Consider the following 13,181-nt stretch of genomic DNA (forward strand, 5'->3'; position numbering starts at 1 on the left):
GGGGCCCCTCCTCGGGGTCAGTCGCTGATCTTTTTGAAGCGGAAGTTCGGCACGAACACGACTTCCGACAACGTGGTCCCGGAGTCGACGTGTTTCAGGCCCTCCACCCGCAGCGTCACGGGGCCCGCCACCTGATACAGCGCGGATGCGGAGGCGTTGCTGTGGAGTGTGTGGGTGGCGCCGACTGCGGGGGTGGCGGCAAACAGGAGGATGGTCCGCTCGCTTAGCGGGACCGCGGCGCCTGCGGTGACGTCGAACAGCCGTGCCTTGACGATGGCGTTGACGACGCTGCCGGTCATGATGACGCCGCCCTGCACATCGGCGATCACCTCATACAGGCCTGCCACCGGCAGCACCAGGGCAGTCCCTGGCACGGCTGTCCACGTGTCGTAGGCGGCGCCGCCGAGCCCCACGACTCCAGTCGCTTGTCCGCTGGGGACCACAGGGCGCAGCCCGGCGCTGGTTCCGGTCATGAGGGTCCGTCTCCTACCGGGGCGATCCAGTGGCCCATGATGCGAGTGCGGCCATCCGGGTTGCTGACGACGGCGGAGACTCCGGCCTGGCCGACCCGGAACGCCCACAGCTCCACGACGTCGCCCGCGTTGAACGGGTGCAGGAACGAGATGCCGCCCGTGGCCTGGGCGCCGTTACCCGCCCCGGCGATGCCCACGACGAGCGCCTCCGTGCCGACGATCAGGGCGCCGTTCTTGTAGATCCCGGTCATCACGTACTGTCCGGCGGCCGTGGGTGCCGACACAGCGCCTCGGGCGTTGTAGTCGACCTCCCAGATCCCCGCCCGGGGGACCGTGAGCGCCGGGACCTCGCCGACCTGCTCCCACACGCGGTCTGCCCCCGCGAGGGTGTGGTTGAAGGTCAGCGTGGAGTTCTGCATCCATGCCCCGTCGACCAGGTTCAGGGTGGAGGCGGTTCCGGTCATCCTGCCGCCGTCCCCTTGTAGGTCCAGTTGAGGATGTAGTCGGCGTTGCCCTGCTGCTGGAACAGCGCCTTGTCGAGGGACGAGTCGTCGGTGTCTTCCACCGACCACGTCATGGTCAAGCCGGCCGGAATCGGCACACCGCTGGCGCCCGTGTTCGTCATGCCGGTGGCGACGAGCCCGGACAGGACGGTCAGCGTCACCGACTGCAATCCGGGATAGGTGGCCTTGAGGTCCACGAGGGACCCGTCGTTGACGTACCGGGCGATGCCGGTCATGACCGGCTGGTCCGCGACCGGGGTTGTGGTTCCGGCGCACGCGTGGACCGTCCCGACCGGGTTGTATGCGCCGCCGAGGAGGTCGGTGTCCGAGACGCTCATGGTCCCGTCAGGGAAGTAGCTGACGTGCCGCAGGAAGGCCCCGTTGTCGTCGCACAGCACGACCGGTGAGGCCGTGACCGCGCCGCACGGGATGACGGACCACCCTGCGGGCAGGGCCGCCTGCTCGGCGCCGTCCTCGTCGAGGTAGTAGACCGAGCCGTCGCAGCACACCATCCGCGTCCAAGAGCGCTGCTCCGGGCGGGCGATGGTGTACGTCACGATCATGTGGGCGATGACGCCGGCGGCGCCGCCCACCGTCTCGTGGACCCGCATGTAGAGCGTGTTGACGCCCGGCTGCGCGCCGGGGATCTGGCCCGGCCCGAAGGTGAACGGGACGCCGTGGCCGTTGTTCGGCGGGTCTGTCGGGTTGAACCCGCCGTCGGCGATCGGCTGCCACGGACCAGAGTTGAGCCGGAACCCGGTGGTGTACTGGTCGGCGTTGAGGACCGTCACCTGGATCTGAATGGAGTCCGGGTCGGCGCCTGCTGGCAGGGTGAACTGTGCCCGGCCGATCCAGTCGGTGTTGGGCTGGACGGCAGGGCCCTCGCCGGCGCGCGGCGGGGACGACTGGGCGACGCCCGAGTCCGGGTGCGGGGTGATCCATCCGGCAGGCCGGTTCGTGTCGGTGTCGGTGATCGTCCACCGTGTCGACGGGTAGGAGATCGGCCGGTACATGTCGTACCAGGTCGCGTTGGCTGCCGGGCCGAAGTTCGGGTCGTTCAGCGGCAGCCCGTTGGTGTTCGGGGTCCACTTCCACACCGGGTCAACGGTGTTGTCGTAAATCTGGCCCTCGTTGCTGATGAACTCGACTGTCTGCTCCGGGTCCTGCTGGATGCAGATCGGTTCGGGCTGGCAGCAGTCGCCGCACGTGCCGACCGTGCCGCCGGCGCTCACCGTGTAGGGGGTGCTGCCGTCCAGGGTGGTGTCACGGCGGGGGGCCGGTGCGCCCGTGAGGTCGTCGTAGCTGTAGTGGCGGAGGAACTGTCGGATCGTGCCGTCCGGGGCCGTGTCGCACAGGATCAGCGGCTCCACGTCGAACCGCTGCTCTGGGCTCTCGGCAGGGGGCGTGCACTGGCCGACCGGGCCCAGCGGCGTGTACGGCGTGACCGCGTCGAGGCCGGTGTCCGTGGTGCTGACGACCACGCCCGAGCAGTCGCGGCACACGGTACGGAGGAACTGTCCAGTCGGGAAGACCTCGATGGCGCCCGACCAGTACGTGATGAACGTCCCGCAACTGGCGATGCGGCTGGTCGGGTCCGGCTGGGTGGTGTACGAGGTGACCGGGCCGGGGGTGCGGAACCGGGCGGTCGTCGCGATCTGCGGGTCCGTCACGTACGAGCACGGGTCGACCGACCCGGTCGCCGAGCGGGTCAGGACGCCCGTCACCTCGTTGTAGGCGTAGCCGGCCGGCAGGTGCACGACTTCCAGCGCCGCGGGGAGCTGCACGGCGTTGATCGGCGGGGTCGTCGTCGGAATGTAGATCGAGAACTGCACGACCGAGGGCCGCGAGAACGTCCACTTCGTCGGCCCGGCGACGGGGTTGGGGAAGGTGTGGACGCCCCACCATGCGCCGTCGGCGTTGTTGTAGCGCGACGGCATCGGCTGAGTGCCAGCGGGGTTCGTGGCCGTCCACGTGGTGCCGTTGGGCAGCGTGCCGGACGAGACGTTGGCGCCCGTGATGCGGGCGGGGTTGTCGGCCCCGTAGTCACAGAGGAGCCGCGTCTCGCAGTCGCGGCATGGCGACGTGCAGACGTCCACGGTGCCGGTTGCCACGTAGGCCGTGGTGCCGTCCAGCTCGGTGTCCAGGACGCTGGTGGCGAGGCCGTTGCAGTCACGGCACACGGTGCGCAGGAACGTGTGCGTGCCCGTACCGGTGACCGTGTCACACAGCACGAGCTGCTCACAGTCGTTGCATTCCGGCGTGGTGGCGGCGGGGATGCACTGGCCGACCTCGCCGGTCACGGTGTACGGCTGCCCGTCCAGGGTGGTGTCCGTGGTGCTGAGGACATCGCCCGTCTCGCAGTCAGTGACCAGGGTCCGGAGGAACTGCGTGCTGGCGGTGGCCGTGCAGCCTTCCAGCTCCAAGGACATGGTGAACTGGTCGGCCGTCCACTGCTTGGAGGAGAGGTGGAACGTCTCCAGGATGAGCGCCACGTAGAGGTCCCCGGCGGCGACCTCGGCGGCCGTGATGGGGACGCTCAGGCTGAGCGTCCCGGACCAGCCGGCGGGCGCGTCGTGGAGGACGTCCCGGGAGGCGAGGACTGTCGTCCCCTTGGTGAGTTGAAGCGCGCCGTCCCACGCCTGGCCGCGGCCGGGCCCGTTGTTCGTGACGCGTACGGAGACCTTGAGGGTGCCGGTCGCGCCGTCACACCCGTTCAGGTTGGCAGCGATCTTGCCGGTGGCGACCGGGTGGACCTGGGCGGGGGCGGGGCCCGGGTTGGCGGGCCAGACCAGGGAGCCGCCCGTCCACAGCGACGTGTACGGGCCGGGCAGGGTCGGGAACCGCTGGAGCCCGGCGTCGGCCGGGGTGGCGTCCGTGATGGTGGGCGTGATGGTCGTGGTGGAGTCCGTGGGGACGTCGCACACCAGGACCGTTTGGGAGTTGCGGCACGGCTCGACGGAGCAGGAGCCCACGGTGCCGGTCGGCGTGTACGGCGCGCCGTCCAGGGTGTAGTCGCTGTGCCCGACGATCGCGCCGTTCTCGTCGCGGGCGAAGTCCCGGACGAACGCGGTCACGGTGCCGTCGGCGGCGGTGTCGCAGAGCTGGACGAGATCCCGCTCCGGCTGCTCCACCCCGGCCGGGCACGTGGTGACGGTGCCGGTCGGGGTGTAGGTGCCGCCGGTGACCGCGTCGACCAGGCGGACGGAGGCGATCGCGCCGGTGTCGTCGTAGGTGTACTCGATCAGGACGAGGCCAAGCACGTCCCCGGTGGCGGGGTCCACGTCGCAGAACGTTCCGGACACCTGAATGGAGCGGCTGTCGCCGCATGCGACGGTCCCGGCCGGGGGCGCGCCGGCGCTGTAGGCGCCGGTGGTGAGGTTGAGCCAGCCCTCGGAGGTGACGATGCCCGCGCAGTCGCGGACCACGGTGACCGCGATCGGTGTGCCGTCCGCCAGGCACAGGCCCACGGTGGCGGTCGGCTCGGTCGGAGAGGCGCAGTCTGGCTGTGCCTGCGGGCACGGGACGACCACGGCCTGAGTCAGGTCGACGTCGTCGCCGCTGACCTGGTCGCGCCATGCCGTTGCGCCGGTCGTGCAGTCGCGGAGCCCGTACGCCGTGCGGATCTCACCGGCCCCGGTGACGACACCGGTCGCGGTGACGTTGCAGAACCGCTCGTCGTTACCTGCGGCCGGGTCGGCGAAGCCCTGGGTGGCGAACTTCATCGTCACCGGCGCCGAGAACGACAGCCGGAAGTGCTCGGTGCCGCCCATCCGCAGGTACTGGGTGCCGGTGGTGATCGCCTGCGCGGTGAGGACGTCCAGGGTGACCGTGATGCCGTTGAAGACGGCGGTGCCCGTGTACGGGGCCGGGATGCCGGCGTTGGGGACCGAGGGGATCGGCGGGCTGAACTGGCTCCAGTCGATGAACCCGCCCAGCTCAGGGGCGGATACCTCGACGTTCGACGCGGTCCCGGTGTTCGACCCGTAGACGCCTTCCCACGCGGTGATCGGGTCGTTGTACTGGATGAACGGGAAGTCGCCGTCAAGGGCGTCGAGCCCAACCAGGCAGCCGGGATGGTTCGGGTCGGCCGCGTTGAACTTGTGCAGGGTGAATGACGGGTCCTGGGTGACCGGCTGCTGGTAGCAGAGGGTTCCGATGACCTGCCCGCAGTCTCCTGCCGTGGCTGCGCAGTCCGTCAGCGTGCCCTGGACCGTGTAGGCGGCGCCCGTGGTGGGGTCGACCGTACGGGTGGCGACGCGTTCGCCGCTGCTGGTGTCGTAGATCGGCTCGACGAGGACCAGGCCGGCGACTGTGCCGTCCGCGAGGACGTCGCACAGGATCAGCGTCTCGACGTCGACGCGGGGCACGGCCGGGGCGCTGGTGATGATGGGCTGTCCGCATCCGCATCCGCTCACAGCTGGACTCCTGTGGTGTAGGTGATCGTGACGGTGCCGGTGGCCGCGGCGATGACGAGCGGGCCGGTGAGGCGGGCGTCGGTGTCTCTGCCGACGCTCCATGTGGCGGCCTCGCCCGGATGCAGGGTGGAGGCGCCTTCGGTGGTGGTGATGAGGCCGGTCCCGCCGTGGGCAACGGCGGTGACGGACTGGAGGGTTGGCCAGTCATCCGCCGACCAGGAAGCACCAGGGGAAGCGAGTTCCGTGCGGTGGGCCTGGACCCCGAAGGCAGGTTCGGCGCCGAGGTCTTCGCCCGCGTCGCAGTCCATCGGTGCGAGGGGCGTGTACGGGGCGGAGTAGTCCGGCAGGTAGGTGCCGACGCTGGAGAGGGTGCCGGTGCAGTCGACGGCCAGCAGCTCCACGTACCCGACCTCGGGCACGCCGTCGCCGTCGGCGTCGTCACACCGGCACTTTTCGATGACGTTCTGCACGTCGCACGGGGTGGTTGCCCCGGCTGTCCCGGCATCGGTGGCGCATGTGCCCACGTCGCCCTGCACCGTGTACGGCGTGGTGCCGTCCAGGCCGAGATCCTGGGTTGAGGTCAGGATGCCGTCGCAGTCGAAGGTGTACCGGCGCAGGAAGGGGGTGCGCTTGACGGTCAGCGCTTCCGTCCGCACCTCCAGCGGCATGAGGAACAGGTCGCGGTCGTTGACCGGGCCGCCGGTCGTCTGGTCGGTGAACCGGATGGTGACCGCGCCCGTGGACGGGGCGATGAACGCCAGCGGCGGCAGATCCTCCGTCAGGACGCCGCCCGGGAACACGTTGGAGCCGTTGCTGACGTCACGGTTCCTTGCGGCCAGGACCGTGGCGCCGTCGAGGATTTCCAGCAGATAGATCGCGTTGTTGTTGGCCGGGTCGGGGTTGCCGGCGCCGATCCACGCGGACGCGAACCGGAACTCGTACTTCACGGCGGGGAGCAGCCCGGACACGGTCAGCGTGGCTACGCCGTTGGCGGGCTGGTTGGCCTGGGCGAACCACAGAGTGGTGCCGTTGTTGGCGGCCACCACGTTCCCCGTGAGGGTGAAGTCGCTCGCCGGCGTCGGGATGGGGGCCTGCGGGTCATAGGTGATGTCACACAGCTGCGCGACCTCGGTGTCCCCGCACGGCTCGGTGACCGTGCTGCTGCTGGCCGGGACGCACTGTCCTGGCTCGCCGGTGAGCGTGTACGGGGCGCCGTCCAGGGTGGTGTCCGTGACGGCGACGACCGCGCCCGTCTCGCAGTCGGTGATGACGTTGCGCAGGAACTGGGTGGCGCATCCGGTCTGGTCGTAGGCCACGGCGGCCGCGAACTGGTCGAGCTGCCAGGCAGTATGGCGCGGCGGCGGGCACACGGTGCCGCTGTCGTCGTAGGCGTCGAACGCGAGGGCGACGGCGACGTTTCCGGCGGCGAGGTCGGCGGCCGGGACGTCGGCCTCGACGGTGAGCGTCCCGGACCAGCCGGCGGGGGTGTCAGGCGGGGTGAGCGCGAGACCTACCCGGTTCGCTTCTCCGGTGCCGTTGTAGAGGGCCAGGAAGCCGGTGGCGCGGCAGCCGTTGTCCGGGCCGAGCTGGGTGACGTGGACGTGCACGGTGATGTGCGCGGTGCCGGCGTCGCAGACCGGGCGGGGGGCCTGGAGGATCGCCGCGGCGGTGCGTACGGTGCCCGTCGTTCCCGGCTGCGGTCCTGCCGCGGCCGGGAGGTTGAGCGTGCCGCCGTCCCACAGTGCTTGCGCGCCCGGCGTGGCCACGCCGGTGGTGTACGGGTAGTACGGCCCGCCCGGGGTGTCCGTGATGGTCGGGGCCGGCTGGCCGTCGGTGGGCAGGTCGCACAGGAGCAGCGTCGAGGAGTTCCGGCACGGCTCGGGTGTGGGCTGGCAGTTGCCGATGGTGCCGACCGGCGTGTACGCGGTGCCGTCCAGGGCGAGGTCCAGGACCGCGGTGACCGTGCCGTCCGGGGCCTGGATCAGCTTGCGGACGAACGGGCCGTTGTCGTCGCACAGGATGAATTCGCCGTGGAAGACCTGCGGGGTCACGTCGGTCATCGGGGGCGGGCACACCGTGAGGGTGGCCCCGCCGGGGACGGCGACGGGGGCGCCAGTGACGGCGTCCACGAACCGCTCCCCCACCTGGGCGCCAGTGGTGCCGTCGTACACGACCTCTCGGCGGACCTGCTGGAGCACGTTGCCGGTGGCGTTGTCCACCACGCACAGCGGGTACGTCTCGACGTCGCGCAGGTCCAGGCCGTCCACTTCCTGGGGGCACAGGCCCACGGTGCCGGTCGGCACGTAGGGGGTGCCGTCCAGCAGGTAGTCCGTGTGGCCGTTGACCGTGCCCGTGGTGTCCCGGCGGTAGTCGCGCACGAACCTGGTGATGGTGCCGTTGGCGGCCGTGTCGCAGAGGACGAGCAGGTCAGACTCCGGTGGCGTGTCCCCGCCCGGGCAGGTGCGCAGCTCCCCCTGGAGCGTGTAGGGGGTGCCGTCTGCCGGGTTGACGAGGGTGACGCTGGCCAGCGAGCCGTCCGGGTTGTACTCGTACTGCACCAGGGCCAGGCCGAGGACGTCGCCGGTGGCGGGGTCGGTGTCGCACAGGATGCCGGCGAGTTCGAAGGCCCGGCCGTCACCGCATCCGCCGGCCCCGGCCGGGGGTGCGCCCGCGCTGTAGGTGCCGGTGGTGAGGTTGACCCACCCTGTCTGGCTGGTGATGCCGTCGCAGTCCCGGGTGAGCACGACGGCGATGGGGGTGCCGTCCGCGAGGCACAGGCCCACGGTGGCCACGGGGGTGGTGGGTGAGGCGCAGTCGCTGGGGGCCGGGCACACGCCGACCTGGCCCGAGACCACGTGCGGGGTCATGCCGTCCAGGGCGACGTCCTCGTAGGAGGCGGTGCCGCCCACGAAGGTGTACCGGCGCAGGAACGGCCCGCTGTCGTCGCACAGGGTCAACGTCTCGTGGTCGACGCTGCCATACGTGCAGTCGACGGGCGAGACGGGCGTGTACGGCGTTGAGGGGTCGTCCTGGTAGGTGAGCAGCAGCGTGGCCGTGCCGTCGGCGGCGAGGCACCACAGCTCGCTGTATGTGGTGTCAGGCTGGCCGTCGCCGGTGGTGTCGTCGCAGCGCTGGCGGCAGAGCGTCTCCACGCACTGGGCGGTGGTCTCGCACGGTCCGGCGTCCGCCGGGGGTGCGCCCGGGGTGAACACGCCGGTGACGGGGTCGAGCCACCCCACCTGGACGGGGTCGGCGGCCGGGGTGCCGCAGGTGCCGCAGGGGGAGCGCACGACGACCAGCACCGTGGTGCCGTCCGCGCGGCACAGGGGTGTGGTGGCGATGGACGGGGCGCAGGCGCAGTCACCGGGCGTGCCGGTGCCTCCGTCCGGTCCACACGGGAGTGGTTCGACGGGCACGGCTCAGTCCTCCTTGTGGACCTGGCGGCGGTGGGAGTCCCGGCCGCGCTCCGTCTCGAACTCCCGGGGGCACTGGTCGCACGTGAAGGGGCCGCCGTCGCCGGCGGCCTCCTCGTCGTCGCCCTCCTCGGTGGGGGCGTCCTCCAGCGGGGCAAAGTCCGGCGCCCGGCCGTCGTCGCTGTCCCTTCCTGCGGCGGCGTTCGAGGCGGCCAGGTCGGTGGCCACCAGGACGGCCTGCATGGCTCGCTCGACGGTCTCGGGCGGGGTGGCGGCCACCATGGCCGCGGCGTCCGCCTCCGGGTCGCCGAGCGGCGGCGTGAGGGCCTGCGGGGTGGCGACGCCCAGCAGCTCCTGGCCCGGGTGCTCGTCGTAGTCGCCGGGCTCGGGCAGGCCGTTGGCGGCGTCCTCGGTCGGGGACACGTACCGGTGGCCGTCCACGAGGGAGCCGATCAGCACGTCCTCCGGGGCCTGGACGAACAGGTCCGCGGGGACGCCGAACTCGCCCAGGCCCACCGTGCCGACCTTGGGCGTCTGGGCGGTGGCCCAGCGGGCGAACGCGACGAGGCGGGACCGCTCGGGCTTGACAGTGATCATGTTCATGGGCACGCCATCACCTGCACTGCGCAGATCGTGCAGGTGGTGCCGACGACGACCGTCCGCTCCGCCAGCACCCTGCGGTCGTTGTTTCGGATGTTCACGGAGGCGGACGCGCGAGAGCGGTCCGGGATCACGTCGACGGGGCCGCGGCGGATGACCACGGGGCCTGTGATGTACAGCCAGGCCGCGCCCGGGTCGGCGGGGATGCCGCCGGGGCCCTGGTTGAGGTAGGAGTAACCGGCGCCGATGACCGCGCAGTTCCCGGCCAGCGTGAACAGGCCCCCGGTGGCCGGGTCCTCACGGACCACGTTGCAGCAGCCGAGCAGGGCCGCCACCCCGGCCGGGATGTGGAGCACGCCCTGGCCGCCGTAGTTCTCGGCCAGGCAGCCCTCCAGCGCGGCGATGCCCTGCGCGATGTTCAGCGGCCCCTCTGGCGGGGTGAGGTCCACGGCCTCCTGGGTGAGCTTGGTCCGCATGAACCCGGCCTCAATGGCGTGCTGCTCGCCGAGCGCCAGCGCCGCCAGGGCCTGGCTGCGGGCCTCCTCATACGGGAAGCCGGGGGCGGAGCACTCCACGCCTGCGTACACCGTGATGGGCGCGGCCACCTCGGTCTCCAGGCGGGCGAACTCCTTGTCAGTGGGGGCCCCGGGTACGGGGTCCTCGCACGGGTCCGGCCAGTCCCTCGCCGGCGCGCACCCCAGCGCCAGCCACTCCACGCCGTTGAGCTGGTGGACCTCATCCTCGGTGACGTCGATGACGGTCGTACACGAGGCGCCCAGGATGCCGTGCGGGAGTGGCGTGCCAGGGATACCGGGGACGACTTGGCGCAGTCCAGCAGGCATCAAGCACCTCCAGTCATGGGTGGGGCGCGTGCCGGGCCGGGACGGGGAGGTTCCGGCCCGGCACGCGCGTCATCAGGTGACCGGGGGCGGTCAGGCGGTCGGGCAGGCCACGAGGGTCTGGGCGCCGGTCTCGCCGCTGGCGCAGACGGGCACGGTCACCAGGCGCGTGTCCACGGAGCGGTCCACGAGGGCCACGCACTCCTCGGCGAACAGCGCGGTGTAGTCGTTGCGGGAGAACTTGGTGCTGTCGTGGATGACGCCCAAGTTGACGTCCTCGCCGCGGCCGATGACCAGGGAGCCGGCCGGGTACATGAGGAATTGGATGGTGGACGGCCAGTCGGTGGCCGCTGTGGTGCCGCCGATGTCGGTGGGGACGGCCGGGGTCAGGCCGCGGGCCCACTGGATGCGCACGCCGAGCGGGGTGAACAGGTCCTGCACGTCCTGGGCGCTCACCTCGGAGGGGCAGCAGCCGTTACGGCGCGCGAGGTCCGCCAGGAACATGTTCTTGGACCACCACGGGAACACGACCTCCAGCGCGGTGCTCTCGCACAGGCTGTGACGCTCGATCATGTCGGCGGCCTGGAGCGCGACCGCGCCGAACACGGCCGAGACGGCGGCCATGGACGCCGGGATGGTCACCGGGGTGGCCGTCGCGAGCGCCTTCTGGAACAGCACCTGCCGCAGCCGGATCTCGTGGGCCACCATGCTGTTGCGCAGGTACCAGGCGATCAGCTCCGGGAAGTGGCGCTGCGTCAGGATGCCTGCCTCCAGGCAGACACCCACTGCGTCACAGCGGACCTCCACCGGGTCCGGGCAGGGGATCTTGAAGCACGGCTTGGTGTTGCCGGCGATGTCGTCGGCCTCGGTGTGCACCCACGTGAGCTGGGAGACGTCCAGGGACAGCGGCTTGTAGTAGCGCAGGCCGCCGCGCGCGAGCTGGATCTCCGGGGCGTCCCACAGCATGTCCGGGCAGCTGGTGTCCGTCAGCTCGTACAGCGTCTCGGACGGGGCGCACCAGCCGCCGCTCGCCACCAGGTCGCCCTGCGGGAGGCGGGACTGGGTGGAGGCGGTCATGGCCACCGTGGTGCCCTCGGGCGCGCTGGAGGAGTCCGTGACGACGGTGTCCGCCGGGTAGGGGTGGTGGTAGCTGATGACCTGGCCGACACCCCCGCCCGCCGTCTTGAGGGCGGTCGCCCGGGAGTTGATGCCCTTGACGACGTCGTCGAAGTTGAGGTCCGAGCCCGGGGTGTAGCCGGGGACGTCCACGGCCGCGGTGATGGTGGTGCCCGGCGGCGGGGCCTCCGGCAGGACGCGCGGCTGCGCCCGGCGCACGGCGCGCAGGTTGAGGGCCGGGCGGGTCGGGACGGTGACGGCGCCGCCAGCGGAGGCGGTGGCGGACTCGGCTGCGGCCGGCGCCTCCGGCGCGGCAGGGGCGGCCGGCTGCTCGGTGGCGGCGGCGGTCGGCTCGGCCGGCTGCTCGCCCTCCGCAGCGGCTGCGGGGGCAGCCGGGTTGGCCTGCTCGCCACGCACCTGCGCGGCCAGGCTCTCGATCTCCGCGGCGGCCTGGGTGGCGGCCTCCACGCGGGCGGTCTGCTCGGTACGGATGTCCTCGACGCAGGCGGCCAGGGCGCGCATGCGGGTCATGGCGTCCCCGTCGATGACGTCCTGACCGGAGAGGGCGGCGAATGCGGCGCGGGCCCCGTCAAGGGCCTGGGCCAGGGCCTCGTCGTCGAGAGCGGTGACGTCCTCGGGGATTTCGAAGTCCATGGGTCGGCTTCTCCACATGATTCGGAGATAGCCCGGCCCTAAACCAGCGACTTCGCCCCCAGCATAGCCAGGGGGCGAAGACAGCATACGCGCTGTTACAACTGGTCGTCTGGGAGCCAGCCCCAGACCTTGCCGCTGTGGATCTGGCCGACGAGGGCGGCGCTGACGCCGTAGCGGGCCGCGATGCTGGCGTATGGCTCCCGCGCCCGAATGCGCCTGCGGATGTCCCGCACCTGGGGTGCCTTCAGCTTGTGCATGCCGCTGCGCTCTCCGCGAGTGCTGCGCCCGGCCTGGACCATGTCCGCGATGTTGCGGTCGTTGTCGCCCAGGTACAGGTGGCGGAGGTTGATACACCCCTCCTCGCCCCGGTGGCAGGTGTGCAGCACGTGCCGGTCGCCGGGGTCGCCGTTGGCGAGCACCCACACGGCGCGGGAGGCCAGCATGCCCTTGCCGTTGACCTGGGCGGTGGGCCGGGCGGTGCCCTTGGCCGTGGTGAGGATGATGCACTCGTCCGTCGTCGCCTGGGTCGCGGCGTGCAGTTCGGCGAGCAGGGCGCCCTTACCGCGCTTGCGGATGGTGAGCGGGTCCCCGGTGCGCTCCCACCGGGCGTGGTGCTTGCGGCACCAGCCCTTGCGGTACACCTTCCCGCAGGGTCCGTCCGTGGCCGCCAGGGCGCACGTACGCTCTTGCATGTCGACTCCTTGCAGTCGTCCACAACCCCCGGACGGTGGCCGCCGTCGCGGGGGCTTACTCGTGGTCGAACCTAGGGTCGTTTGCGCAGGTCAGACAGTACCCGCAGGGGTGACGCTAGGCGGGCGCCTCGGCCGTCTCCGGGGCCTTGGCGAGGGTGGCGGCCGGGGCGGGGTGCACCACGGTGCCGGTCTCCCGTTCGCGGACGACCGCGCCGTCCAGGGTCTCGGCGTGGGCGATGGCCTGGGCCTGGTCGCTGTGGGCGAACACCACGGCGCCGCTGGCGGTCACCTCGTACGTCTCGGTGTGGTGGACGATCTCCCCGGTGCCCTTGATGCGGACGGCGCTGCCGGCGTACCGCTGGGCCACGGTGGTGGCGGTCGGCTTGGATCCGCTGGTGAAGGCGACTCGGCCGCGGCCGGCCTCCATGGCCACCTCGAACTGTGTACGGCCGCGCTGGTTGCAGGCGCATCCCATG

At 71.5% G+C, this 13,181-nt stretch carries 9 protein-coding genes; all 9 read right to left on the reverse strand.

All coding sequences use genetic code 11. From position 1 onward, the window contains the following. Positions 1-17: 17 nt before the first annotated feature. Positions 18-473 (reverse strand): hypothetical protein, encoded by a 456-nt coding sequence (locus tag AC2XR2_RS17940; RefSeq protein ID WP_491515589.1) that lies wholly within the window; start codon positions 471-473, stop codon positions 18-20. Next, a complete protein-coding gene (locus AC2XR2_RS17945; RefSeq protein ID WP_491515590.1) occupies positions 470-937 on the reverse strand; it encodes a hypothetical protein in 468 nt (155 codons plus the stop codon). Before AC2XR2_RS17945 ends, AC2XR2_RS17940 begins: the two co-directional genes overlap by 4 nt. After that, positions 934-5,391 carry a hypothetical protein gene (locus AC2XR2_RS17950; protein WP_491515591.1) on the reverse strand — a complete coding sequence of 1,486 codons (4,458 nt, stop codon included), beginning with the start codon at positions 5,389-5,391 and terminating at the stop codon, positions 934-936. The genes AC2XR2_RS17945 and AC2XR2_RS17950 overlap by 4 nt, the downstream gene beginning before the upstream one ends. Continuing rightward, positions 5,388-8,807, reverse strand: coding sequence for a hypothetical protein (locus AC2XR2_RS17955; RefSeq protein ID WP_491515592.1), 3,420 nt, complete (start codon positions 8,805-8,807; stop codon positions 5,388-5,390). Before AC2XR2_RS17955 ends, AC2XR2_RS17950 begins: the two co-directional genes overlap by 4 nt. A 3-nt stretch (positions 8,808-8,810) precedes the next feature. Next, entirely contained in the window at positions 8,811-9,407 is a 597-nt protein-coding gene (locus AC2XR2_RS17960; RefSeq protein WP_491515593.1) for a hypothetical protein, read from the reverse strand. Further along, the gene (locus tag AC2XR2_RS17965; protein ID WP_491515594.1) at positions 9,404-10,246 is read right to left on the reverse strand and encodes a cupin; all 843 of its coding nucleotides are present in this window, start codon (positions 10,244-10,246) and stop codon (positions 9,404-9,406) included. Before AC2XR2_RS17965 ends, AC2XR2_RS17960 begins: the two co-directional genes overlap by 4 nt. Positions 10,247-10,336: 90 nt before the next feature. Then, complete coding sequence (locus AC2XR2_RS17970; RefSeq protein ID WP_491515595.1) at positions 10,337-12,013, reverse strand: major capsid protein; 1,677 nt, start codon at positions 12,011-12,013, stop codon at positions 10,337-10,339. Between the two features lie 95 nt (positions 12,014-12,108). Continuing rightward, positions 12,109-12,705, reverse strand: a complete 597-nt coding sequence (locus tag AC2XR2_RS17975) for a hypothetical protein (RefSeq protein WP_491515596.1) — start codon at positions 12,703-12,705, stop codon at positions 12,109-12,111. A 115-nt stretch (positions 12,706-12,820) separates the two neighbouring features. Continuing rightward, on the reverse strand, positions 12,821-13,180 hold the full coding sequence (locus tag AC2XR2_RS17980) for a hypothetical protein (RefSeq protein ID WP_491515597.1): 360 nt from the start codon (positions 13,178-13,180) through the stop codon (positions 12,821-12,823). Position 13,181: the final 1 nt, after the last annotated feature.

The sequence above is a fragment of the Streptomyces sp. LS-MS-L19 genome (genome assembly GCF_058382285.1).

What these genes read in the sequence shown, in the direction of transcription:
- AC2XR2_RS17940 (WP_491515589.1), bottom strand. Translation starts at nt 473, where the DNA reads ATGACCGGAACCAGCGCCGGGCTGCGCCCTGTGGTCCCCAGCGGACAA.
- AC2XR2_RS17945 (WP_491515590.1), bottom strand. Translation starts at nt 937, where the DNA reads ATGACCGGAACCGCCTCCACCCTGAACCTGGTCGACGGGGCATGGATG.
- AC2XR2_RS17960 (WP_491515593.1), bottom strand. Translation starts at nt 9,407, where the DNA reads ATGAACATGATCACTGTCAAGCCCGAGCGGTCCCGCCTCGTCGCGTTC.
- AC2XR2_RS17965 (WP_491515594.1), bottom strand. Translation starts at nt 10,246, where the DNA reads ATGCCTGCTGGACTGCGCCAAGTCGTCCCCGGTATCCCTGGCACGCCA.
- AC2XR2_RS17970 (WP_491515595.1), bottom strand. Translation starts at nt 12,013, where the DNA reads ATGGACTTCGAAATCCCCGAGGACGTCACCGCTCTCGACGACGAGGCC.
- AC2XR2_RS17975 (WP_491515596.1), bottom strand. Translation starts at nt 12,705, where the DNA reads ATGCAAGAGCGTACGTGCGCCCTGGCGGCCACGGACGGACCCTGCGGG.
- AC2XR2_RS17980 (WP_491515597.1), bottom strand. Translation starts at nt 13,180, where the DNA reads ATGGGATGCGCCTGCAACCAGCGCGGCCGTACACAGTTCGAGGTGGCC.